Origin of the sequence: uncultured Senegalimassilia sp., from assembly GCF_902464545.1 — a bacterium.
GTDB lineage: Bacteria > Actinomycetota > Coriobacteriia > Coriobacteriales > Eggerthellaceae > Senegalimassilia.
In genome coordinates this window covers 1-23,425 of sequence record NZ_CABQJR010000005.1, presented here as the reverse complement: position 1 = coordinate 23,425, position 23,425 = coordinate 1, and the positions used below count along the sequence as shown (strand labels likewise).

The following is a 23,425-nucleotide window of genomic DNA, read 5'->3' as shown; positions in this document are numbered from 1 at the left end:
TGGCAGCTGCATTCGCTGAATCTTGTAGGTACACACGTAAGGAGGGTGCTTGTGTCGATTTGCGCTTCCGTTGAGGAGATGACGAATGCAGCTGCATTCGTCGAAACGGTTCTGGCTGCTCAGGAGCCTGTTTTCGTTATGAAAGACGGGCGAGAGGCGATTGTATCCATGTCTCCGGAAGCATACGAGAGCTTGCTTCGAAAAGCGACCCGCGCCCGCCTATATGATGTCGTCGATTGCGGATTGAACGACGTGCAAACCGGTCGAACGGCAGACGCGAAGAGCGTCACCGCAAACCTACGAGCGGCATACCTCGATCAGCTCTTGCCAACGCCCACCTACTTAAAAACCACCGGCATAACCACTGGCATAACCACTAAAGGCGCAGAGCATTAGCTAAGCCGTTTACGTTTGATCGCTTTCATGTAGTTGTTCTTAAACGCATGGGCGTTGCCGAACATTTTTATATCGGTGCGCGTCGCTTCCTTGTTGCGGTATTTTTCCGCCGTTAGCTCAAGTGTGCACAGCATGTCAGCGGCTTGCGCGAGCATGAAATCAGCAGCATTGGTTTTACGAAACAAGACGCTTTCCTTCGAGAGTGCGTATTCGACGGCACCGCGCAGCGCGTGCGCGACGATTTCCTGCCCGTTGTCGTAGTAGATTTTCACCTTGTCGTACGACTGGAAAAACTCTAGGTTGTCGAAGAGCAGGGTAATGATGTCGCGCTTCATTTTTGTGGCAAGCTGGGTGCTGCCTCCAACTTCTTTACGCTTATACAAGAACGTCTGATATGTGATGGGGAGTTTCTGGACGCTGATGAAGAACAAGGTAAGGTGCGACTTCCTCGTTTCGAAATCCATGTACTCGAAATCGTCGTGCCCAGTCATAATAGGGCCAGCGTGAAAAGGCACTTCGTCAAGGTTGCGATCAGCAAGGCCTTTACGATGTCTGATCAAATGCTCTTCTAGGCTAAATGACTGGTCATGAAAGACAAGCGTGAGTACGTAGTATTTCGAATGGCCGTCCTGCCCGCCAGATTCATCGACAAAGATACTGATTTCGCGCAATGCCCCTCCTAAATATAAAAAAATGCGGGAGGACACCCCCCCGCTACTTGGAGGAAACATCAAGCGATGTCTCCAATATCTTTTTACCACGCCAGCCGCGCTCTTGTCTAGGCTGTTTCGAAGATTCATGTGCGCTGCATTCAATCATGGAGAGCAACGTAGCTTGTAAGCCCTAGGCGTTTCGTTCGTGTCGTAGCCCTTCTCTGATTGATTCGAACACTTCATCGTGTTGGTATCTCAGGGATGCTTCCTCGGCTTGCGCGTCGGCGGCATCAAGTGCTTCCTCGATGCTGCCGTTCTCGACTTCGGCGATTACCTCTTCGTAGCCTTTTAGCGCTGCGAAGGGCATGAACTGGCTGCCACGGTCGGGCGAGGGGACCGACACGCGCACGCCGTCGGCCGCTACGCGTTGCGCTATACGGTCGAGCATCTGCGCGCGGTATTCGCGCTCGTCGGCCGACAGGCCCGGCCACACGTCTGGCGTGGGCAGGCCGGCGGCCACGCGCGCCTGATCAGGGCTAAGCACGATGCCCGCCTACCTGGTTGTTGCGCTCCATGGCGTTCGCCTCCTCCTTCAAGCTTGTGGCTTTCAGCAGCGCGTTCGCGCCGAAGCGCTTGCGCACGTCCACCATGGCCCGCGACAAGGCGGCCTGCTTGCGCTCGTTCGCGGCGTCGTCGAACAGCGTGGGCTGCACCTTCTCGGCGGGCATCAGGTCCGCCAGCGCTATGTTCACGCGACGGATGGCAAGCCCCGGCGTTACGCGCGCGCGGTAGATCTCCAGCACAGCGTCGGTCAGCGCGTCGACGGCGTTGGTGGGCTTGGGCAGCTTCGCCGACCCGCCCGCACCGGCGGCCGCGGCGCCGAACGGCCCGCATCCCTCCCACGATTGGTGGGGGAAATTGCTGGCCGAGTATCCCACGTATACGCTTGCCACCTGGGCGCATAAGCCTTTCTCCACCAGCTCGAGCGCGCTGCCCAGCACCATCTCGCGCAGCAGCGTTTCCACCTCGCGGCAGCTGTAGTCGCGCATGAGCACCTGCCCGTTGGTCAGCGAATGGCCGCGCGGGCGGTAACTGCGCGCTTGCTCGACGGTGCACGCCTCAAGGCCCCACGCGTGGTCGATAAGGTATTCGGCGTTTTTGCCGAACTCGCAGCGCAGCACTTTGGGGTTGACGGCGCAAACCCCCGCAAGGTCGTGCGCGCCGTGCTTGGCCAGGCGGCGGGCGATGCCCGGCCCAATGCCCCAGATGTCGGTGATCGGGCGGTGGAACCAGATCTCGCGCTTGAACGATTCGTCGTCAAGCTGCCCGATGCCGTCGCTGGCGTGCTTCGCGCAAATGTCGAGCGCCACCTTCGCTTGGAACATGTTCGGCCCGATACCGGCCGTGGCGGTGACGCTGGAAACCTCGAAGGCGCGCCGCATTAGGCGTTTTGCGAACGTGCGCGCGTCGGTGCGGTAGAGGCGCAGGTAGGGCGCGGCGTCGATGAAGCACTCGTCGATGGAGTACACCTGCAGGTCCTGCGGGCTGACAAGCTCAAGATAGCTGCCCACGATCTCGCCGCTGACCTGCATGTATCGTTTCATGCGGGGGACGGCGGTCAGGTACTCGATGCCCGGCGGGATGTCGCGTACGCGGCAGCGGTTGCGCACGCCGGCGGCCTTCATGGCCGGCGTGATGGCAAGGCAGATGGTGTTCGCGGAACGGTCGGGGTCGGCCACCACCAGGTTGGTGGTGAACGGGTCAAGGCCGCGATCGGCGCATTCCACGCTGGCGTAGAACGACTTCAAGTCGATGCATATAACGCAACCCGAGGTTTTGCGCAAATCCGTCACCCGCCAATCCTTTCCGTTTCTCCATCGTTTGTTCGCTAGCAATTTTCGAACGCGCGTTCGAAAATACCATAGCGATGGATTTTATGACGAAAGACGGCGAAAGGCGAGGCGTGCACAAAATGTACGTCAACGTCGTGCTGCACGTGAACGATGAGGGGCGTATCGACCCGCTGGCGGTCATATGGCCTGATGGGCGCACGTTTCGCATCGACGAGGTGCTCTACCGCGGGGAGCCGGGGCAAATGCAGAAGGGGGCGAAAACGTCGCGCTTCCGCATCCGTTTCGGGCGGAAGGAAACCAATCTGTACCTGGAGCGCCGCCAAGGTTCGCCAGCGCTCGGTACCCCCGACGTCGACCGCTGGTGGGTCAACGCCATCGACAACACCCCGACTAAGCCTAGCTGCTAGGGGAGCGGGGTGTTGTTCAGTGGCAGATAGCCGGCAGTCCGCGGCGGGCGATCGCAATATGGATTAGATTCCGCAAAATACGACATTTCCCATGAAAATGGATTTCAATCCATTTTCAGCGGCGATTTCAGCATTTTGCGGAATGGATTCCATTTTTATAGCTTCACTACGGCGTTACAAGCGCCGTGATAGGGGGCGGAGCGCGAAAACGAAAGCGGGCTGAAGGGAGAGCGCCCTTCGGCCCGCGAGCATTTAGACGAGCTTGTAACTATGCGCGTTCGTCCTTGGTTTCCGCGTGGGCGGTGGCGAAAGCGGCTGCTCCGACTGCTGCTGCGGCGGCAACGGCTGCGGAGGCTGCCTTCAGGGCGCCGTCATCGCCGGTCGGGGCAAGGGGCTTGGGGTCGCTCGCGTCGTTCGCTGGTGGCTGCGTTTCGGGCTGTTCGGGTTCGGGCTTCGGCGTGGGATCGGGATCAGGTACGGGATCGGGTCCCACCTGCGTCGCGATACGCCCCTGACCTGCGGCGCCTGCATATTGCTGTCCGATAACGCCCTGCAGGTTCAGCTGCACGTATTCCATAAGGGCATCGTTGTCCAAACCCAGCAGCGTGACCGGGTTCTTGCACAGCATGCTGTACGAACCGCCGCCTTCCACCAGGTAGTACGAGTGGCATACCAGCGTATACGCCGCTTGCGGGTCGATAACCTTGCCGTGCAGCTTCGCTCTGCGCACGCGGCGCTCCTTCGCGTCGTCTATGCCGACGAACGTGCTGCCCGAGCGCAAAACGGGCGAGTCGATGTCGGTGCGGATGACGAACTCCAGCCCCTCGGAAACCTGGAGGAAGTCACCGTTGGACTCGGGCAGGCTGCTGGCCGAGAGCTCAAGCGCATCAAGCAGGTCCTGACCCGAAACGCTGGTGTAGCAAAGCTGGTTGTTGAAGGGGTTCACGTTGATGAGGTCGCCCTTCGTCACGTTGCCGCGGTTCAGGTTCGCGCGAACGCCGCCGCCGTTGACGAACGCGATGTCGGCCATAACGCCCGCGTTCGTCGCATAATAAAGGTATGCATCGCACACGAAGTCGCCGAGGTTCGTTTCATGCGCTCGCACGGCCCAGGTGTAGTCGTCGTCCTCGAATGCGTACAGGTCCACTTCGGATGCGCCGATCACGGTTCCCGTTTGGGCTTCGACATCCGCCACCTTCTCGTTGATGGCCGCCTGTACGTTGTCATCGCGCCCGAACGTCGCCTCCTGCACGTATGCGGGATCGCCGCTTTTGCGGGCCTCGCGCAGAAGCGTCGCTTCGAAGGCGGGCGTGCTGGCGGAGATGGTGCCGCTGTCCGGGTTGATAACGACCTGGCCCACGCTGGAGAACTGCGTGCCCGTTTGCGTGATGATGACGTTTTTACCCTCGGCATCTTGCATGACCTGCACATATTCCTGATGCGAATGGCCATCGATGATCACGTCGATACCGCGGCAGCGCTTCACCAACGCATCGGAGCGCCAGATGTCGGGAGACCCGTCCTGGCCAAGATGAGCCAGCAGCACAACGTAATCGGCGCCCGCCGTGCGTGCTTGATCCACGGCGTTTTGCACTGCCGCGACCAGCGCCGCACCGGTATCGTCCTCGCAAAAGCCGTATACGCACGTATGGTCGTCGTCGCTTCGCCAGAACGATTTCGGCGATGACGCCGTCAGCGTCGCCGGCGTGGTAACCCCCACGAACGCCACGCGCGCAGCGCCGCCGCCCGCAAGCGGATAGGCCTGAACGGCGTACGGAGCGAACATAAGCGTGGGCACCTCGGGGCGCTTGTCGGTGAAATTGCAGCTCAGGTACGTGGTGTTTGCGCTACCAACCAGGTGGTTGAACTGCGGCATCCCGTAGTCGAACTCATGGTTCCCGGGAATCACGTAGTCATATCCCGTGGCGTTCATGATGTCGACGAGCGCCTGACCTTGCGTCAGCGTGCCCATGACGTTGCCCTGCACGGCGTCGCCGGCATCCACGAGCGTGACGTTCCCATTGCCGAAAACGCCTTTGCGGTCGGCAACGTAGCTTGCCAGCGCCGAATACCCCAGCGGTGTCGCTCCCTTTTCATCGGCTTCGCCAACGGCGCAGTGGACGTCGTTGGTGTGCAGGATGACGATAGCGCTGCCCGCTTGCGCATCATCGGCGAACGCGCGGCGCGGCAATCCGAACACAGCGCTGCCTAAAGCGAAGGCGGTCGCGCCCGCAAGGAACTGACGACGGGAAAGCTCGTTGCTCATAAGGATGCTCCAATCTGCGAAGAGGCCGAAGCGGGTGGACGCAAGAAGTAAACCAAGTGACTCGTAACGCACGACCATAATACGCGCGCACGATTCCGGAAAACGCGCTGCTTTTTGCGAAAATGGATTCGAACTCATTTCCAACGGCTAGTCGGGCACATTGCGGAATTGATTCCATTTTCGCAGCCTGAAGCAGCGAAATCGAGAGCGGGGCAATAGGGAATGCAGCGCAAAACCACGCAATAGAAAACGAGCCGAAGGGGAGTGCCCTTCGGCTCGTAAGCGCTTAGATGAACTTGCCCTTGCCGTGATCGGCCATGTGCTGGATCAGCTGCGCGACCCAGCCGCGGAAGTCGCCCTTGCGGGGGGCCAGCTTGCCGTCCACCAGCTCCTCGTAGGAGACCTTGATGCGGTCGTAGCGGGTGACCGTGACGGGCTCTTCGTGGGTGAAGCAGCCTTCGACCTGCTTACTTGCAGCCAGGCCCAGCTTGATGACGGGATTGAACATGACGTGCTGCTTGTCCTTCTCGTCAACATAGGCGAACAGGTTGTGCGTCACGCCGATCTGGTTGGCGTGCAGGCAGGCCGCCTCGTCGAGCGACGCCATGGTGTCCAGCAGATCCTGCGCCACCTGGGCATCCTCAGCCGTTGCCTTCTCGCAGGGAGTGGACAGCACCGCTTCATCGTGGACCAGTTCCTTGATAGCCATAAGACTTCCTTCGCTTCGACGCCGGCGCAAAACGCGTGCGCATGCATGCGCATCTGCGGATACGCACGCATGCATTTCCGCATGCACGCTCGCATGCACTTGCCGACGTATTGCTCTACAATCGCTTTCGATATTCTATCGTATACGCCGCCACACATCGGGGAAGGTTTAATTTACATGGCGAAAACGAAAGCGAAGCAGCCCAACAAGCAAGCAGCAGATGCCAGCCAGCCAACGAGTAGGCAGCCGCTTGCCGAGCAGCCAGTAGGCGAACGGCGCCGCATTTTCTGGGTCGGCATTGCCTGCGCGCTTGCGGGCGCCGGGCTGTGGGGCGTGTCGGGCGCGTGCGCGCAGCACTTGTTCTCGCATTACGGCATCACGCCCATGTTCGCCACGGCCGTGCGCTCGCTGGTGGCCACGCTGTTCTTCTTTGGCGTGCTGGTGCTGCGGCGCCGCTATATGCTCGAGCTGATTTGGAAGAGCGAGCCGCGCGTGAAGCTGTTCTTCCTGGTGTTCGGCGCCGCGCTGTTCGTCGACCAGTTCGCATACGCTATGACCATCGCGTTCACCAACGCCGGTACCGCCACCGTGCTGCAGATGCTCAGCACCGTGTTCGTCATGCTGTTCACGTGCGTGATGGGGCGACATTTGCCGAAGGGAAACGAGTTTGTGGGCCTGATTTGCGCTTTCGCGGCCACGGTGCTTATCGCCACGCAGGGCGACCTGGGCACGCTGATGTTGCCGGCAGCCGGCCTGTTCTGGGGTCTTTTGAACGCCGTATGCGTTGCAATCTACGTGCTGACCCCGCGCGCTGCGGGCCTGTTCGACCGTTTCGGCAGTTTTGCGGCCACGAGCGTCGGCATGCTGGTGACGTGCGTCTGCTCGGGCATCGCGTACGCCATGCAGCTCGCCATGGGCGCGGGCGCTCCCGAGGCGGTTGCGAGCATGGACGCATTCGGCTGGCTGGTGCTTATCGGAGGCCTGGCATTTCTGGGCACGTTCGTGTCGTTCGCGCTGTATCTGCGCGGCGTGGCGTTCGTGGGCTCGGTCACCGGCAGCTTGTTGGGCGCCGTCGAGCCGATCAACGCCAGCGTGTGCGCCTGCGTGTTCCTGGGCACGGCATTCTCCGGCTTCGATTTGGCAGGATTGGTGCTCATGCTGGTCATGCTGGCGCTCGTCACGTTGGGCGGGAAGCCAAGATAACATAAGATATATTATCGATATTATTGAACATACATTTAGATGTCAATCTAAGTTGCTGCGCCAGTCGGCGCAATTGTCGTCCTGCATGCCGACGCTATTCGCTGCGTCGGAAAGTTCTTTGCCAGCTTCGAAGGATTTTCTCGCATGACCCCGCGTGAAAACTCTGAGTCTCCCTGATTTGCTCGCTACGCCAGTTAGCGCGACTCCCGATTTGCTTCGAAGCCACGCTGCAGCAACAACCTAAAAACCTTACGCCATAAAACGTGCAGGCTCGGTTCCTTCGTCGCTAGTTTCCCTCGGCGACCGAAAACGATGGCTGTTTTGGGATGTTTTCGTAGAGTTTCGGGTACAATGCGCGTTTGTGCCTTATGGCGCTTCAATTGCAGCAGCGCGCGCAAGCGGCGGCTGCATAGGAAGGGTTTTTGAGTTAGAGAGGGATCACATGTCCAAGATCAACGACCTTGAGCAAGAGGTCAAAGCAGACGTTAAGGAGGCTACGGAAGCGGTTTCCGCGGGAAACGCCGACAAGCCTTGGTTCAAGCGTCTTTCCCTTACCACGTGGATTTTCATTGCGTTGGCCTTGGGCGTTGTGGCCGGCCTTGCCCTGCAGGGCGCCCCTGATATCGCCACCACCTACATCAAGCCCCTGGGCACTATCTTCCTGAACCTCATCAAGATGATCGTGGTGCCGCTGGTCATCTTCTCGATGATCGCCGGCGTCATCAGCCTGTCCGACATCAAGAAGGTCGGCGCCATCGGTGGCAAGACCATCGCGTACTACCTGTGCACCACCGCATGCGCCATCGTCATCGGCCTGATCATCGCGAATGTGTTCAACGTTGGCGGCGGCTATACCCTTACCGCCGACGAGCTTTCGTATGAGGCCAAGGCCGCGCCTTCCTTCATCGAGACCATCGTCAACATCTTCCCCAGCAACTTCGTGCAGCCCATGTCCGACGCCAGCATGTTGCAGATCATCGTGATCGCGCTGTTCTTCGGCTTCGGTATCCTGGCCGCCGGCAAGAAGGCGCAGCCCGTCGCCGACTTCGTCAACGGCATGTCCGAGGTTTGCATCAAGATCATGCACATGATCATCTCCATCGCGCCGTTTGGCGTGTTCGGCCTAATCACCCCCGTGGTTGCCACCAACGGTCCCGACATCCTGCTGCCGCTGCTTAAGCTCATCCTGGTGGCCTACCTGGCCATGATCCTGCACATGGTGGTGGTCTACTCCGGCATGGTGAAGGCCATCGCGAAGATGGGCCCGCTGACGTTCTTCAAGGGCCAGGTCCGCGCCATGACGTTCGCCTTCGCATCCGCATCCTCCGTGGGCACGCTGCCCATCAACATGGAGTGCTCCGAGAAGCTGGGCGTGCGCCGTGAGGTCTCCAGCTTCGTGCTGCCGCTGGGCGCCACCATCAACATGGATGGCACCGCAATTTACCAGGGCGTTTGCGCCATCTTCATCGCCCAGGTGTTCGGTATCGACCTGACCCTCGGCCAGCAGTGCGTCATCGTCATGACCGCCGTGCTGTCCTCCATCGGCACCGCCGGCGTGCCCGGCTCCGGCATGATCATGCTGGCCATGGTGCTGCAGTCCGTCGGCCTGCCCGTCGAGGGTATCGCGCTGGTCGCGGGCGTCGACCGCGTGCTGGACATGATGCGCACCGTCGTCAACATCACCGGCGACCAGTCCGCCGCCGTGTGCGTGGACTCCCTGGAGAAGCGCAAGGAGGCGCGCCAGGCCGCCAAGGCTGCATAAAGCGCACTGCGTCAAACGCTCGAGCCTTTCGGGATGGTTGCAGGAAATCTCTGCTGCCATCCCTTTTCTATTATGGTAACATCGAACACGCGTTCGTTCCAAGACTAATTTGAGCATGCCCTATCAGGTGAGTTCGTTTCGATCGAGAAGGAGGCAAGCAGGTCGCATGGCTACCAAGGTCGCACGCTCGTCGCAACACGGCGATCGGGTTTCAAACTATTTGGCGATGCTCGGACATGCATGTTCGGACATCAACCAAGGTGCGCTATCGGCAGTGCTGCCCTTTCTGGTGGTGGACGGCTATTCGTACACGCAGGCCGTTATGCTGGTGTTCGCTGCCAATATCGTGTCGGCTGTGGTGCAGCCGCTGTTCGGCTGGATAAGCGACCGTCGCGCATGCCCGTGGTTCATGGGACTCGGCGTGTTGCTTGCCGGCGCAGGTATGGCGGGTATCGGCTGGGCCGGCTCCTATCCTCTTATCGTTATAAGCGCCCTGGTATGCGGGTTTGGCGTGGCCATGTTCCATGCGGAAGGCGGTCGCATCTCCAACTTGGCGGCCGGTGCGCGCAAGGGAAACGGCATGAGCATCTTCGCCGTCGGTGGCAACGTGGGATTCTTCATCGGCCCGATCATGGCCGCTGTTTCGCTTTCGGTATTCGGCATGCACGGGCTTGCCGTGTTCCTTGCGCCCACGGCGTTGTGTGCAGCGGCGCTCTTCTTGCATAACAGCCGCTTCAAGGCGCTGAACGCCGTTGCTGCGTCCAATGCGGCGGTCATCGAGCGTCCCGAACGTTGGGGCTTGTTCGGGCTGATCATGGTCACGTTGTCGCTTCGGTCCGTCCTCAGCTACGGCTTCATGGCCTTCATCCCGCTGTTCCTTATGAACGTGCTCGGGCAAACCGAGGCGGCAAGTTCACTAGCTATCTCGCTGTTCTCCGTCGCCGGCATGGTGGGTACTGCGCTTTCTGGCCGCACCTCCGAAGCGGTGGGCGCGCATAGGCTAACCATCGCCTGTCTGGCCATCACCGCTCTTGCCGGTGCTGCGTTCGCGCTGAACGGCTCTTCGGTTGGGCTGGCTTTGGCGTTGACTGCGGTGTTGGCCATCGGGATCGACCTGTTCTATCCCTCGGCGGTTGCGGTGGGAATGGGCTACGTGCCGCAGCATCTAGGCATGGCATCGGGTTTGACGTACGGCGTTGCCATCTGCCTTGGAGGTGTGGCGGAACCGTTCCTGGGTATGGCCGGCGACGCTTTCGGGCTCACTCCCGTCATGCTCACGCTTGCCATCATCGCCCTTGCGGCCGCGCTGCTGTCCATCGTCATCAAGAAGCTCGACGGCACCCAAGCCTGATCGGGCCATCGCCACGTTCTCGGACCGGCTGTCGGCAGTCCGATCCGGCTGGACCGCAATGCGATTCCTTGCGGGATGCCGTAAGGGCTAACTCGTTATCAAACGCTTCTAACGGGTCTCGCTCAGCGCGTCGAGCAATTCCTGCTTGGAGTGGATGCAAAGCTTTGAGTACACATTGCGCGTATAGCTTTTCACGGTGTTTTCCGATAGGTGAAGTTCTTGGCTGATGAACGCCTTGCTACGCCCTTGCGCCAAATACCAGACCATGTCGGTTTCCCGATCGGTTAAATCGAAACGTGCCTGCAGCGCCGAGCAGCGAGCCCGTAAGCCATCTTCGAACGTTGCGCCCTCTACATCGCGGGCATCTTGCTCATTCGGAATTTCCTCGAACGCAGCAGCAACCGACGTCACCTGCGTTTCCCCGGCATCGCATTGCGCGGGCGCAGCTTCCGCCACCACGGTGCGCTCCAAAGCGCCCTTGCGCGCATCGGGCGTGCCGAAGGTGGCGAAGAATCGCCGTGCTTTCGGCTGGCTGCCTCGCAACATCACAGCCATGCTCAGCGCAAGCAGGCATACCAATGCGGCAATGACGAGCATTGATTGCCCAAGCTGGGGTCCAAACAGGAAAACCAGGTAGCGGCCAGCTTCGCGCGGAAGCAAATGGGCCGCCCAAACGGCGGCGAGCACCAGATACGACGGAATGGAGCTATGGCGGCAATAATCATACACGCCATACCACAACAGCCCGATCATGAACGTGTTCGATACGGTGATGAGCATCGCCCCGAATTGCGCCTGGTCAAGGGATACGATAAGCAGCACGCCGATGACCATGAGGGCAACCTCGAGCCACCACATCGCCCCGAAGCTCAAACCACGGCCGCGCACGAGCACCCACCAGATGATGCCAGCGCACAGCGCTGCCACGGCGATCTGGTGAGCAAGCTGGAACGAAGGCGCCAAAACGATGGAAGTGCCCTCCGGGAACCCGCGTGCCACGCCAAGCGCGAAATCAAGCAGCGCAACGGCGACAAGGATGCGCAGAGGAAGCGTTTTACTCTCGTGGTCGTAGACGCGGTCGCGTTTCGGTTCGGGAATGACGTCTTGCCGCGCATCGAGCGTGTCCATGGCCTGCTTGAACAACACGAACGATAGCGTCGGCATGAACAAACCGATGGCGAACACGGCAGGCAACGGCAAGAATCCTAGAACGAAGCCCAAAATCGCGCTGATTCCCAGACATGCGAACGAGTATATAAGCGCCTCGCCCTCGTCTAAGCGGTCGAAGAACGTGATCCACATGCCGCCGCCCCACACGATGCCCAATCCCGCAAACATGGATGCGGGAATGCCGAGCGGCAACGTCGGATATTCTATTTGCACTAGCAAAAGTGCAGGCGCCAACGTCATTGCCGTCATCGATAGCACGTCAAGAGCCTGTCGGGCGCGCCCGCTCAGCGGGATACGCGAGAACACGAGCATGAGAATGAAGATGAGGGCGACGCGCGTCATGTTTCCGATAATGGTGACGGCGCCCGAATCGGTTGCCGTATACCGATCGTACAGACAGCATTGCGTCCATACGCGAATAGCGATCAAGCCCATGAAGCAGGCGGCGAACCTTGGCCCATACGTGGACCGGAACTCCTGCCAGCTTGCCGTATGCACGCGCCGTGCGGCCATGGAAATCTCGTCGTTCATGCGCCCCTCCCTCTTTCAAGCGCATAATTATAGCAAGCGTACTTGCCGAATCGGCATAAGCACGTTGTCGTATCAGCGATGCAGGCGGTTCTCAACGTTTCCCATCGCCGAAGCAAAGCCTCGCGCAAACCCTGCATCGTCTACTACCCGATTGCGCGCAAAAGCCGGGAGCGTGATCGCGCTCCCGGCTTTTGCATACACGCTCAACGTCTTCTATTATGCGAAAACGTATGCGCACGCGGTTTCCTGCGCCTGACGGCCGTTGACGTTGATGTCACACACGGCGTTGCCGCCCAAACGGTTGCCGCCGTGGATGCCGCCGGTAACCTCGCCAGCGGCGAATAGGCCCGGGATCGCGTTGCCGTCGGCGTCGAGCACCTCGGCCGCGGCGTTCACGCGCAGGCCGCCCATGCAATGGTGCACGCCCGGCGCGACGGGAAGCGCGTAGTACGGCGCCTTCTCCAGGGGGTTCAGGCTCTTCGTGCGCCCCATGGGGTCGTCCACGCCGTTGGCGATGTTGTCGTTGTACGACGTCACCGTGTTCACGAACGCATCGACCGGCACGCCCATCTTCTGCGCTAGCTCTTCGAAAGTGTTGGCCACGTGGATGAGCCCGCGCGAGACGAACTTCTCCTCAACCGACAGGTTGTTGTCGTGCACCGACTGGTCGAACACGGCGAACGCTCCGCGCCCGGGCTGCGCCCATTCCGCTTCCGACACGCGGTCGCGCGTGAGCAGCTCGTTGGTGAAGCGCACGCCGTCGGTGTTCACCAAAATGGCGCCGTCGCCGCGGATGTTCTCGGACAGCAGCGTCGCGGTGGTCTGCTCGACGGTGGGGTGCACCTGGATCTGGTCGATATCCACGGTATCGGCGCCCACGGCCTGGGAGAACAGGATGCCGTCGCCCTGCGTACCCGGCTGGTTGGTGGTCACAGCTTCGCGAAGCTCGGGGCGGTACTGCGCCAGCATCTCGCTGTTGGCTCCGAAGCCGCCCGTTGCCACGATGAGCGCGCGGCAGCGATACTCGATGGGCAGGCCGTTGGGGTCGGTGGCACGGACTCCCGCCACCTTGCCGTCGTCCATGACGATCTCCTCGACCTTCGTGTTGCACACGGCGGACACGCCGCGCTGGCGACATTGCTCGGTCATGCCCTTCACGATGTACTTGCCAACGGCTTCGCCTGACTCGGGGCGATGGATGCGCTTGACCGAAGCACCGCCAGACGTGCCCAGCTTCGACAGCGTGATCCCCATGGAATCAAGCCAGTCGATAGCATCGCTCGAGCCGGCGCACATGTGGCGGATGAGCTCCATGTTGCCCTTCTCGTGACCGCCCGCGTAGGTGTCGGAGGACATGAGATCTACGCTGTCCTCGATGCCGGCTGCCTTCTGGAACTTCGTGCAGCATGCGTTCATGCCGCCCTCGGCGAAGCAGGTGTTGCCGCCCGCTACCGGCATCTTCTCCAAAAGCAGCACTTTTGCGCCCTGGTCGCACGCGCCCACGGCCGCAGCCATGCCCGCGCCGCCCGCGCCCACCACGACGATGTCGTACTCGCCGCCGTCGATGGTGTTCTGCGCGGCCTCCGCCTCAAGTGTTCGCGGGGTGCCGCAACCCGTCAGGCCCATCGCCATCGCGCCCATGCCGAAGGTCAGCGCGCCCGTGAGGAAACCACGACGGGAAACATCGTTGCCCTTGACGTCCATAATCGTTCCCCTTCCCTATTTCTTCTCACGATACGGGATGCTGTCCCAACCCTCGGGCACATCCTCGGCAGCCTGATAATGGCACTCCGAGCAGGTGATGACGGACTGGCTGTGCATCTTGTGGCAGTCGCCGCAGTCGGTGACGCCGTGCTCGCTGAAGTCATGCGGATTCCAGGCCATCCACTCGGTCTTCTTCTCAAGCTTGTCAAGGTCCATGTTGTGGCACGATTCGTTAAGGCAGAACTCCTGAGTGGCGAACTCGCCGCTGCGGCTCACCAGATGCTGCGTGTCCTCGTCGAACGTGTAGTCGCCGGTCACCCAGTGCATACCCTCGACCACCTGCTCCTCGATCTTGGGCTCGTGACACGTCAGGCAGTCCTTGCCCGCCTTCATGTGCGCGTTGGCAAGCATAGTGCCATCGGTGTTGTAATAGCTTTCCACATATGCGTTCATGGGCGTGTGGCAGATGCTGTTGCAGAAGCTGGGCTGGTTATGCCAAACCGCGAACCCCCCTACCGCCGCAACCGCCACGGCTGCGACCACGCACACCGTGGCAATGGTGCGATTGCGCTTGTTCTGCGACAACTTGCCCGTGTGCTCGCTTTCGCTCATAACGTCCTCCTGTTCCTTCTTGGCTTCCCATTCGCCGCCGAGGAGCGGCTTTCGACAAGCAAGATAGTAGGAGGAAACCCTTTGATGCTGCACATCCGAAAAGGGTGGTTTAAGCCTGTGACCAGGGTGGTTTTCGAAGGGTGTGCGAAGTGCCGCTACTTCCCCATCATGCTGAGCAACGCTTCCAGCTCACGCTGCACGGCGTGCTCGGTGTTGGGGCCGATTACCTTGGTGGAGATCTCCTTGATGGCGGAGCGGCCGTTGCCCATCGCGATGCTCGTGCCCACCATTCGCATGATCTCGTAATCGTTCATGGAGTCGCCGAACGCCACCACTTCCTCGGCGCGGGCATGGCGTGCTTCCATCACCTGCTTGATGCCCGTGGCTTTGCTCACGCCGCGCTGCATGACGTCGATCCATTTGCGGCCGGACGGTGCGAACACGAAGTCCTCGCCCATCTCGCGCTCCAGGATGTAGGCCATATCCATGACGGCGTCGTCCACGTAGATCGAGGCCTTGATGATGCTGGTATCGGGGCGCGGCAGGTCGCGCACGCGCAGCGGGTTCGGAAGGTTCTTGTCCAGCTCGCGCTCGAAGCGCTCCTCGTCGTCGAGCAGATAGGAGATCTTGCGGTCGAACACCACCAGATGCAGTCCGTCGAACAGGTCGACCACGTCCTTGAGCCTGCGTAGCGCGGCGTGGCTGTACACCTCGCGGTCCACAAGCTGGCCGCCGATCACCACTTGCGCGCCGTTGGAGGCGACGAAATCCATCTGGTTGCTCACGGGGGCGAACAGCTCCTGCAGCGTGTCGAAACGCCTGCCCGAAGATGCCACGAACCCGATGCCTGCGGTTTTCAACCTTTTGATCAGGTCGAACGTCTCCTGCGGCACATTTCCTTCGCCGTCCAGGAGCGTGCCGTCCATATCCGATGCGATGAGCTTGATCATGCCTGCCTCCTTTGCCGCCGCGCCCCATGCGCCGCGCGTTTGTTTCGTATCCCTCGCTTCGCCGCCATTGTACGGCGCGTTTCGCAAGCGAAAATACCGGCCACGAAACCTGCGCAGGATGCTTACCGGCCGTTGACGGAACGTTGAAGGCTTGTTGATGGAGGTGCTACTCACACTCTGGGAAGACGCATGCGAGGCGGCGCACGGTTTCCGGCAGGCGCTCCGGTTCGATACCGGCGTAGTTCAGCACCAGCGCGGTTTCGCCGTTCGAATACTGCTCAAAACGCTTTGTAGTGCGCTCGCTCAACCCGTCGCCGTCGCGCAGCAGGTAATCGTTGAACAGCGAGATGTTGAGCCCCTGCTCCGCGCCGCGCTGTCTGACTTGGTCGTGCGTAAGGCTCGTGCGCACATACAGCAAGAAGTGCGTGCCCGCGTTTCGCTCCTCGACGTGCGAGATTTCCGCCAGCGGCGATTGTGCGATCTCCCGCAAAACCGCCTCGCGCTGGCGACGATAGAAGTTGCGCGTGCGATTGATGTGCCGCTCAAGGTGACCCTCGTCGATGAAGCGCGCCAGCGCGTACTGCTCGAAGCTGGAAACCGTGCACGAGTAGAAGCTCATGGTGTCTACGTAGCGCGCTAGCAGCTTCGGCGGCAGCACCATGTAGCTGATACGCAGGCTGGGCACCATGGTTTTCGAGAAAGCGTTCAGGTAAATCACCTTGTCGGATGCGTCGTCGGCGAACAGCGGCATGATCAGACGGCCGCTGTAGCGGAATTCGCTGTCGTAATCGTCCTCGATGATGTAGCGTTTGCGCGCACGGTTCGCCCACTCGAACAGCTCCAGGCGCCGCTTGATGGGCATGACGATGCCCGTGGGGAAATGATTGGCCGGCGAAACGTGCACCACATCGGCGCCCGATTCCTCAAGTTCGTCCACCAGAAGGCCCGATTCATCGATGGGGACCGGCCGCCAGGGGTTACCGAACGCCTTGGAGATGGCGGCGAACTTGCGATAGCCAGGGTTTTCCATGGCGAACGTGGTGGTGGGCCCGAGCATTTGCAGCAGGCGGCCGTACAGATACTCGCTGCCCGCACCGATGATGATGCAGTCGGGCGAAACGTCCATGCCGCGCGTGCGCCGCAGATACGACGCGATGGCGCGGCGCAGCTCGGGCAGGCCGTTGAACGGAATCGATCGCAACAGGTTGTCGCTGGGAAGCGAAAGCGCCTCGCGCATGTAACGCCCCCACACCGTAGCCGGGAATAACGATACGCTGGTACGGTTAGCTTTCAGGTCGACGAAGTACTCCGGGTCGCGGGCTCGTTCAATCGCTTGCGGGGTTTCGGCGGCGAGGGTGTCACTAGCGGTGTCGGCGGAGCTCCTGGCGGTTCCGCGATGTCTGCTGTTGCGTCCTGCCGAAGCATCATCGAATCTCGCATCCTGGGCGCTGTGCGCAGCAAAAACGCCTCTTGCTGCCGCATCCTGCGCACCGCATTCGGCGCCGACGCTCGTTCCATCTTCGCTACTCGAATCTTTGACCTGGGGTGTAACCGGTTTACACCGGAACTCTGAGACGTCCTCCACGAAATAGCCGCGGCGTTGTTCGGTGCGCACGAACCCTTCCGTGATCAGCTGGTCGTATGCCGCTGTGACCGTTGCAACGCCGATATCGAGATGCTGGGCAAGGTTGCGTTTGGACGGCAGCTTCGTCCCGCAGGGGATTCGGCCGCGCGCGATGTCCTCGCGAATGGACTGGTATAGGAATTCGTAAAGCGAACTGGTGCCGCGCGAGCGCAAATCGTACGTAAGCATACCTGCCTGCTGAGATGCTGACATGGGCTGATCCTTTCGCGTACGGCCGCAAAAGCGCGTTTTTCGGTGCGTTTGCAGCGGGAACGGCCGGTTTGAGCGTTTGAACGAACTGGTGCAACTGGTCTATCTGGTATGTAAAACTATCACTGTTTTGGTTCTTTTGACCAAACCAAATACCGATTACACTTTTGTTGCTCATTGAATCCGGCCGCAACGATTCCTTGGCTGTTGCGGCCATTTGCATGCATGCCAAGGGCACACGAAGACGGGAGACGAACATGGGTTACTTCACCGGCAAAACCATCATCATCACCGGCGCGGGCTTTGCAGCGCTGAAGGACGGTTCCGCGGGCTCCATCGGGTTCGGCATCGCCACCGCCTTCGCCAAAGAGGGCGCAAACCTTGCCATCACCGGCCGTAACGTGAAGAAGCTCGAAGCCGCCAAGGAGCGTCTTGAGAGCGAGTTCGGCATCCGCGTGCTGCCCATCCAGGCCGACGTTAACGCCCAGGCTGATAACCAGGCCGTTGTGCAAGCCGCCGTCGACCAGGTTATGGCCGAGTTCGGGCGCATCGACGCGCTGGTGAACAACGCCCAGGCCTCCGCTTCCGGCGTCACCATCGCCGACCACACCACCGCCCAGTTCGATCTGGCGCTGTATTCCGGCCTGTACGCTGCCTTCTATTACATGCAGGCATGCTACCCGCACCTGAAGGAGACGAAGGGCTCCGTGGTGAACTTCGCCAGCGGCGCCGGTCTGTTCGGCAACTACGGCCAGTGCGCTTACGCCGCAGCCAAGGAAGGCATCCGCGGCCTGACGCGCGTCGCCGCCACCGAGTGGGGTCCCGACGGCATCAACGCCAACGTGGTTTGCCCGCTCGCCTGGACCGCTGCGCTCGAGAACTTCAAGGAACAGTACCCCGAGGCCTACGAGGCCAACGTGCACATGCCTCCGATGGGCCACTACGGCAACGTCGAGACCGAGATCGGTCGCGCCGTCGTGCAGCTGTGCGGTCCCGACTTCAAGTTCATGAGCGGCGAGACCATCACGCTCGAAGGCGGCATGGGCTTGCGCCCGTAACCCTGAACAGGGGACGGAGGTGCGTTCATCGCGCCTCTCCTCTAGCCCCATCTGCCTTCTGAACTGGAACAGAAAGGGCGTTCGTGTGGCTGTACCGGCCAACTACTTCTCTACGATTCTATCCGGACCCCTCCGGTGGAATAAACGAAAGCGCCTCGGGCATCTGCGGTCCGAGGCGCTTTTGCGTGCTCTGCTACTTGAACAGGGGACGGAGGTGTGTTCAAACTTGTCAGAAAGCTGGCGTCTGCCCCCCCCCTTTTTTTTTGGCACTTCGGCGATTTCTGTCGAGCGAACAGGGGAAGATAGCGTTCGCCCAGCTCGACCACCTGAACAGGGGACGGAGGTGTGTTCACACCTGAACACACCTCCGTCCCCTGTTCAGGTTGCCCCTACTACTCCCCTAGCGCCTCCGCGGCTTCGAGCCATTGCTTGTCGAGCTCGTCGATTTGGGCTTGGAAGTCGTCGATCTGCTGCTGGAACTTGCCGAGCGCCTCGAAATCCGATGGGTCGGCGGCGGCCATGTCGGCTTGGGCCTGCTCGATCTTGCCGCGCAGCGTGTTCGTCTTGTTCTCGCAGCTGCGCATACGCTTCTTCAGCTCGCGAATCTCGCCGCCGGACAGCTGCGGGCTATCGCCGCCAGCAGCGGTGGCTTTCGCGTCCTCATTCGCCCCCGAGCCCTGCGGCGCCTTGGCGTGCGCAATCGGCTTCGGTGCACGCGCTGACATCTCCAGGTACTCCTCAACGCCGCGCGGCAAGTGGCGGATATGGCCATCTACCAGGGCGAACTGGTGATCGGTGACGCGCTCCATCAGGAAACGGTCGTGCGTGACCAAAAGCAGCGTGCCCGGCCATGCGTCCAACAGCTCCTCGATGGCGGCCAGCATGTCAGTGTCCATGTCGTTGCCCGGTTCGTCCAGGATGAGCACGTTGGGCTCGTCGAGCAAGATAAGCATAAGGGCCAGGCGGCGCTTTTGACCGCCGGACAGGTCGCACACCGGCTCGTTGAGGTCGGCGCGCGAGAAGCCCAGCTTCTCCAGCAGCTGCGCGGGCGTCATTTCCTTGCCGTCGAGCATCATGCGGCGCGTGTAGTTGCTGATCACCTGGCGAACGCGGTCGTCGCCGAAGCGGGTGAGGTTGTCCAGGTGCTGCGACAGCACCGCGAACTTCACCGTTTTGCCGATCTTCACGAAGCCCGACGTGGGCGCCTGCACGCCCTGAATCACCTTCAAAAGCGTGGTTTTGCCCACGCCATTGGCGCCGACGATGCCGTAGCGGTCGCCAGGACCGATGATCCAGTCGACGCCGTCGAGCACGGGCGCGGGCTTGCCGTCGAAGCGCACCGTGACGTTCTTCAGCTCCACCACTTGCTTGCCCAGGCGTGCCATGGCCATGCGCTTGAGCTCCAGCTCGTTGCGCAGCGGAGGCACGTCGGCGATCAGCTCGTGCGCGGCGTCCACGCGGAACTTCGGCTTCGTACCGCGAGCCTTCGGGCCGCGCGCCAACCAGGCAAGCTCGCGGCGAAGGGCGTTCTGCCGCTTCTCCTCTGCCAGAGCAGCCAAACGGTCGCGCTCGACGCGCTGCAGGATGTACGCGGAAAAGCCGCCCTCGAACGGCTCGACCACGCGGTCGTGCACTTCCCACATGCGCGTGCACACCTCGTCCAAGAACCAGCGGTCGTGCGTGACCACCAGCAATGCGCCCTGACCGGCGCGCCAGCGGTTCTTCAGATGATTCGCCAGCCAGGTGATGGCGCGAACGTCCAGGTGGTTGGTGGGCTCGTCAAGCGCCAGGATGTCCCAGTCGCCGATAAGCAGGCGCACCAGGTCGACGCGGCGGCGTTGGCCGCCGGAAAGCGTGTCCACCTTCGCGTCCCAAGGGATGTCGCTGGCAAGGCCCGCGATGATGTCGCGAATGCGCGCGTCACCGGCCCATTCGTACTCAGGGATGTCGCCTACCACGGCGCGCTCGACGGTGTCGTCGTCGTTCAGCTTGTCGAACTGCCCCAGCACGCCCACGCGCACGGCGCCGTTGCGCAGCACGCGGCCCTCGTCAGGCTCGAGCATGCCCGCCATCACCGACAGCAGCGTGGACTTGCCGTCGCCGTTGCGGCCCACGATGCCGATGCGATCGCCTTCGTCAACGCCCAACGACACGCTTTCAAACACCGTTTTCGTGGGAAAATCCACGCGCACTTTCTCGCAACCCAGCATAAACGCCATAGGTACCAACTTCCTTGCATATATCAGCACCTTGGCCGCAACCGCGCCGAAAGCGCAAACGCGACCAAGGACCTGCATCGATTCCAACGCACCATGATAGCAAATGGCCAGCCAACCATCGCCCAAGCCCCAAAGCGCCCCAACTTCGCCACACCCTCCCGAACACGAAAGCACTCGCTCGCACAACCTTTGACGACGATCGATATGCTTCCCCCGATCTTCAAGCCAACGATTGCGACGACCTCGTGCCCAGCCCCGTTATATAACCCGATTCCCGCCCATATCCAGAACCATCAACCTAAATTACGATGTTATGTCCTGAGTTTCGCCAGTTTTGGTTATATTAAGGCCTTATTTTCGCCATTCTGTGCGAAAATAAGGCCTTAATGTTATAGGGAGGTAGCATGGACAGGACCTTAATGGCCAAGCTTATCGCCTGGAAGGATAAGCCACGCCGAAAACCGTTCATCCTCAATGGCGCACGCCAGGTCGGCAAGACGTGGTTATTGAAAGAGTTCGGCAGAACCCGATTCTCAAATGTCGCCTATATCAACCTCGACCACAACGCAGTCATGCAAGAACAGTTTGAACTCGGCTATGACATCCCCCGGCTCATCTCGGCATTCCAATTCGAAACGGGCGAGCACATAGCGGAAGGCGAAACGCTCATTATCCTCGATGAAATCCAAGAGTGCCCGCGAGCGCTCACCTCGCTCAAATACTTTTACGAAGAAGCTCCAGGTTACGCCATCGCGGCAGCCGGCTCGCTGCTGGGAATCACCATTCACGACGGCACCGGCTACCCCGTTGGCAAAGTGGAGACGCTTGACCTGTTTCCCATGGGATTCACCGAATTCCTGCTTGCAACTGGAAACGGCAATCTGGCAAAGCTTATCGCAATCGACGATCCGGTCATGATCGATTCGTTCTCCAGCAAGCTGATCCCGTTGCTTCGCCAGTATTATTATGTGGGCGGGATGCCCGAAGCGGTGGCGGCGTTTCTCGAACGCGGAATGCTAGAAGACGCTCGCGAGGTACAGAACGACATCCTGCGCGGCTACGAACGCGACATCTCCAAGCATCTTTCCCGAACGGAAGCCGAGCACGCTATCGCGGCCTGGGAATCCATACCCCAGCACCTAGGTCAGGAGAACAAAAAATTCGTTTTTGGGCATATCGCCAAGGGTGCCAGGGCGCGTAACTACCAATCGGGGATTACCTGGCTGGAGCAAGCGGGGCTTGTAACGCGCGTGCGAAGAGTGACGAAGCCTGGGCTACCGCTGCGTTCTTACGCTGATGACAGCGCATTCAAACTCTTCTTGCTTGACGTCGGTCTACTTGCCGCCATGGCTGGTCTGGACAAACGGACCGTCATCGGAGGCAGTTCAATCTTCGAAGAGTTCAAAGGGGCGCTCACCGAGCAATATGTCTGCCAGCAACTCATTTCCGAACGGGGTCTCGCACCTTATTACTGGTCCGCCGAGAATTCGACGGGTGAACTCGATTTTCTAGTGCAAGACGGAAGTCGAGTTGCAGCCATCGAAGTGAAAGCTGAGGAAAATCTTCGCGCAAGAAGCCTTCGAGCCTTTAAGGACAAGCATCCCGATATCACTGCGCTTCGCTTCAGCATGTCAGGATTTCGTGAGCAAGACTGGATGCGAAACATTCCGCTCTATGCAGCATGCAATGCTGAGCTATGGGGCGAACGCTCGTAGACCTCGCGCTAAACCATCAGCCTAAATATCGATGTTATGTCCTGATTTTCGCCAAGTTTGGTCATTTTAAGGCCTTATTTTCGCCAAAAATGGCGAAAATAAGGCCGTTTTGGTAGGTACCGTCAATAGTTTTGCGCAAATTCAGCAAGCCGCCGGTACGGCTACTCCTTGAGCAGAGACGCGTCCAAGTAGCGGCGGGAGCCCCATTCGCTGTCTGCGACGTACTTCAGGCGGGCGGCCACCAGCATCAGCGCGGATTTCCCGTCAGGGAACGTGCCGACGACGCGGGTATGCCGCCTAATCTCCCTGTTCAGGCGCTCGATGGCGTTGTTCGTGCGGATGCGCCGCCAATGCTCGCGGGGCATCTCGCATCACGTCAGCGTCTCGGCGAAGCCTTCGCGCACGACCTTGGCTGCCTCCTTGAGCTTCATCGACTCGAGCTCGGCGGCCACCGACTCGGCCTTGGCCGCCGAGGCCTCGCGCGACTCCATCGCGTGGATGGCCTTGAGCATCGCCGCGACCTGGGGGCGCTTGGATTTGGGGGCCTTGGCCAGCGCGTTGCGGTAGAAGTGCACCGTGCAGCGCTGGTATTTGGCCCCGGGGAACACCTCGGCGATCGAGCCGACCATGCCGGCGGCCTTGTCGCCGGTGAACATGCGAACGCCGCGCAGCCCCCGCGACTTCAGCCACGATAAAAAGTCCTGCCAGCACTCCTTGGACTCCGTGAAGCCCTCGGCGCAGCCGACGACCTCGCGGTACCCGTCCCCGTTCACGCCGATGGCCACCATCACAGCCACGTTCTCGTAGGAGCCTCCCCAGCTGCGCTTGAGGTAGATGCCGTCGATGTAGACATACGGGTATTCGCAGGTCAGAGGCCGGCACCTCCATTCGTCCACGGCCTTGAACGCCTTGTCGTTAAGATTGGAGACCGTGCCGGCGGAGACGCCGGCGCCCCACAGGATCTCGCTGACGTCCTCGATGCGCCGCGTCGACACGCCGGCCAGGTACATCTCGATGATGGCCTCCTCGACC

18 protein-coding genes and 1 pseudogene are annotated in these 23,425 nt (G+C 60.6%); 7 read left to right on the top strand and 12 right to left on the bottom strand.

The window, feature by feature from the left end:
• Positions 1 to 51 precede the first annotated feature (51 nt).
• Positions 52 to 396, top strand: coding sequence for a hypothetical protein (locus RDW26_RS02420; RefSeq protein WP_307982370.1), 345 nt, complete (start codon positions 52 to 54; stop codon positions 394 to 396).
• Here RDW26_RS02420 and RDW26_RS02415 read toward each other — a convergent pair.
• Genes RDW26_RS02415 through RDW26_RS02405 form a run of 3 tightly spaced genes read right to left on the bottom strand, consistent with a single transcriptional unit; the run spans position 393 to position 2,902 of the window.
• Entirely contained in the window at positions 393 to 1,196 is an 804-nt protein-coding gene (locus tag RDW26_RS02415) for a DUF3800 domain-containing protein (RefSeq protein WP_307982369.1), read from the bottom strand. The genes RDW26_RS02420 and RDW26_RS02415 overlap by 4 nt on opposite strands.
• 43 nt (positions 1,197 to 1,239) lie before the next feature.
• The gene (locus RDW26_RS02410; RefSeq protein WP_307982368.1) at positions 1,240 to 1,593 is read right to left on the bottom strand and encodes a hypothetical protein; all 354 of its coding nucleotides are present in this window, start codon (positions 1,591 to 1,593) and stop codon (positions 1,240 to 1,242) included.
• Positions 1,586 to 2,902 carry a DNA repair protein gene (locus tag RDW26_RS02405; protein ID WP_307982367.1) on the bottom strand — a complete coding sequence of 439 codons (1,317 nt, stop codon included), beginning with the start codon at positions 2,900 to 2,902 and terminating at the stop codon, positions 1,586 to 1,588. The genes RDW26_RS02410 and RDW26_RS02405 overlap by 8 nt, the downstream gene beginning before the upstream one ends.
• A 110-nt stretch (positions 2,903 to 3,012) precedes the next feature.
• Between RDW26_RS02405 and RDW26_RS02400 the strand changes: the two genes are divergently transcribed.
• Positions 3,013 to 3,309 (top strand): hypothetical protein, encoded by a 297-nt coding sequence (locus tag RDW26_RS02400; protein ID WP_148514812.1) that lies wholly within the window; start codon positions 3,013 to 3,015, stop codon positions 3,307 to 3,309.
• Between the two features lie 268 nt (positions 3,310 to 3,577).
• Here RDW26_RS02400 and RDW26_RS02395 read toward each other — a convergent pair whose 3' ends face one another.
• Together RDW26_RS02395 and RDW26_RS02390 are read right to left on the bottom strand one after the other, a co-directional pair.
• On the bottom strand, positions 3,578 to 5,575 hold the full coding sequence (locus RDW26_RS02395) for a bifunctional UDP-sugar hydrolase/5'-nucleotidase (protein ID WP_307982366.1): 1,998 nt from the start codon (positions 5,573 to 5,575) through the stop codon (positions 3,578 to 3,580).
• Positions 5,576 to 5,861: 286 nt separating this feature from the next.
• Complete coding sequence (locus RDW26_RS02390; RefSeq protein ID WP_307982365.1) at positions 5,862 to 6,284, bottom strand: peptide deformylase; 423 nt, start codon at positions 6,282 to 6,284, stop codon at positions 5,862 to 5,864.
• A 177-nt stretch (positions 6,285 to 6,461) separates the two neighbouring features.
• Between RDW26_RS02390 and RDW26_RS02385 the strand changes: the two genes are divergently transcribed.
• From RDW26_RS02385 to RDW26_RS02375, 3 genes are all read left to right on the top strand, one after another.
• On the top strand, positions 6,462 to 7,487 hold the full coding sequence (locus tag RDW26_RS02385) for a DMT family transporter (RefSeq protein WP_307982364.1): 1,026 nt from the start codon (positions 6,462 to 6,464) through the stop codon (positions 7,485 to 7,487).
• A gap of 442 nt (positions 7,488 to 7,929) precedes the next feature.
• The gene (locus tag RDW26_RS02380; RefSeq protein WP_307982363.1) at positions 7,930 to 9,249 is read left to right on the top strand and encodes a dicarboxylate/amino acid:cation symporter; all 1,320 of its coding nucleotides are present in this window, start codon (positions 7,930 to 7,932) and stop codon (positions 9,247 to 9,249) included.
• Positions 9,250 to 9,415: 166 nt separating this feature from the next.
• On the top strand, positions 9,416 to 10,600 hold the full coding sequence (locus RDW26_RS02375; RefSeq protein ID WP_307982362.1) for an MFS transporter: 1,185 nt from the start codon (positions 9,416 to 9,418) through the stop codon (positions 10,598 to 10,600).
• A 108-nt stretch (positions 10,601 to 10,708) separates the two neighbouring features.
• On the opposite strand, the gene RDW26_RS02370 is transcribed toward RDW26_RS02375, so the two are convergent.
• The 5 genes from RDW26_RS02370 to RDW26_RS02350 form a co-directional block, all read right to left on the bottom strand.
• Positions 10,709 to 12,301 (bottom strand): LuxR C-terminal-related transcriptional regulator, encoded by a 1,593-nt coding sequence (locus RDW26_RS02370; protein WP_307982361.1) that lies wholly within the window; start codon positions 12,299 to 12,301, stop codon positions 10,709 to 10,711.
• Between the two features lie 216 nt (positions 12,302 to 12,517).
• Entirely contained in the window at positions 12,518 to 14,005 is a 1,488-nt protein-coding gene (locus RDW26_RS02365; protein WP_118350423.1) for a flavocytochrome c, read from the bottom strand.
• 15 nt (positions 14,006 to 14,020) lie between these two features.
• Complete coding sequence (locus RDW26_RS02360; protein ID WP_296129661.1) at positions 14,021 to 14,617, bottom strand: cytochrome c3 family protein; 597 nt, start codon at positions 14,615 to 14,617, stop codon at positions 14,021 to 14,023.
• A 155-nt stretch (positions 14,618 to 14,772) separates the two neighbouring features.
• Positions 14,773 to 15,567, bottom strand: a complete 795-nt coding sequence (locus tag RDW26_RS02355) for an HAD family hydrolase (RefSeq protein ID WP_307982360.1) — start codon at positions 15,565 to 15,567, stop codon at positions 14,773 to 14,775.
• Between the two features lie 166 nt (positions 15,568 to 15,733).
• The gene (locus RDW26_RS02350; protein ID WP_307982359.1) at positions 15,734 to 17,404 is read right to left on the bottom strand and encodes a PLP-dependent aminotransferase family protein; all 1,671 of its coding nucleotides are present in this window, start codon (positions 17,402 to 17,404) and stop codon (positions 15,734 to 15,736) included.
• 254 nt (positions 17,405 to 17,658) lie between these two features.
• Here RDW26_RS02350 and RDW26_RS02345 point away from each other — a divergent pair, with 254 nt between their 5' ends.
• A complete protein-coding gene (locus RDW26_RS02345) occupies positions 17,659 to 18,459 on the top strand; it encodes an SDR family NAD(P)-dependent oxidoreductase (RefSeq protein WP_118350427.1) in 801 nt (266 codons plus the stop codon).
• 392 nt (positions 18,460 to 18,851) lie between these two features.
• Here the strand turns inward: RDW26_RS02345 and RDW26_RS02340 are convergent, their stop codons facing one another.
• Positions 18,852 to 20,678, bottom strand: coding sequence for an ABC-F family ATP-binding cassette domain-containing protein (locus RDW26_RS02340; protein WP_307982358.1), 1,827 nt, complete (start codon positions 20,676 to 20,678; stop codon positions 18,852 to 18,854).
• Between the two features lie 404 nt (positions 20,679 to 21,082).
• Between RDW26_RS02340 and RDW26_RS02335 the strand changes: the two genes are divergently transcribed.
• Entirely contained in the window at positions 21,083 to 22,393 is a 1,311-nt protein-coding gene (locus tag RDW26_RS02335; RefSeq protein ID WP_307982357.1) for an ATP-binding protein, read from the top strand.
• A 161-nt stretch (positions 22,394 to 22,554) separates the two neighbouring features.
• Here the strand turns inward: RDW26_RS02335 and RDW26_RS02330 are convergent.
• Positions 22,555 to 23,425, bottom strand: a pseudogene (locus tag RDW26_RS02330) (IS256 family transposase); the annotation flags it as partial.

Coding starts and splice junctions, on each gene's coding strand:
- RDW26_RS02415 (WP_307982369.1), bottom strand. CDS start 1,196: ATGAATCTTCGAAACAGCCTAGACAAGAGCGCGGCTGGCGTGGTAAAA.
- RDW26_RS02395 (WP_307982366.1), bottom strand. CDS start 5,575: ATGAGCAACGAGCTTTCCCGTCGTCAGTTCCTTGCGGGCGCGACCGCC.
- RDW26_RS02390 (WP_307982365.1), bottom strand. CDS start 6,284: ATGGCTATCAAGGAACTGGTCCACGATGAAGCGGTGCTGTCCACTCCC.
- RDW26_RS02385 (WP_307982364.1), top strand. CDS start 6,462: ATGGCGAAAACGAAAGCGAAGCAGCCCAACAAGCAAGCAGCAGATGCC.
- RDW26_RS02380 (WP_307982363.1), top strand. CDS start 7,930: ATGTCCAAGATCAACGACCTTGAGCAAGAGGTCAAAGCAGACGTTAAG.
- RDW26_RS02375 (WP_307982362.1), top strand. CDS start 9,416: ATGGCTACCAAGGTCGCACGCTCGTCGCAACACGGCGATCGGGTTTCA.
- RDW26_RS02370 (WP_307982361.1), bottom strand. CDS start 12,301: ATGAACGACGAGATTTCCATGGCCGCACGGCGCGTGCATACGGCAAGC.
- RDW26_RS02365 (WP_118350423.1), bottom strand. CDS start 14,005: ATGGACGTCAAGGGCAACGATGTTTCCCGTCGTGGTTTCCTCACGGGC.
- RDW26_RS02360 (WP_296129661.1), bottom strand. CDS start 14,617: ATGAGCGAAAGCGAGCACACGGGCAAGTTGTCGCAGAACAAGCGCAAT.
- RDW26_RS02355 (WP_307982360.1), bottom strand. CDS start 15,567: ATGATCAAGCTCATCGCATCGGATATGGACGGCACGCTCCTGGACGGC.
- RDW26_RS02350 (WP_307982359.1), bottom strand. CDS start 17,404: ATGTCAGCATCTCAGCAGGCAGGTATGCTTACGTACGATTTGCGCTCG.
- RDW26_RS02345 (WP_118350427.1), top strand. CDS start 17,659: ATGGGTTACTTCACCGGCAAAACCATCATCATCACCGGCGCGGGCTTT.
- RDW26_RS02340 (WP_307982358.1), bottom strand. CDS start 20,678: ATGGCGTTTATGCTGGGTTGCGAGAAAGTGCGCGTGGATTTTCCCACG.
- RDW26_RS02335 (WP_307982357.1), top strand. CDS start 21,083: ATGGACAGGACCTTAATGGCCAAGCTTATCGCCTGGAAGGATAAGCCA.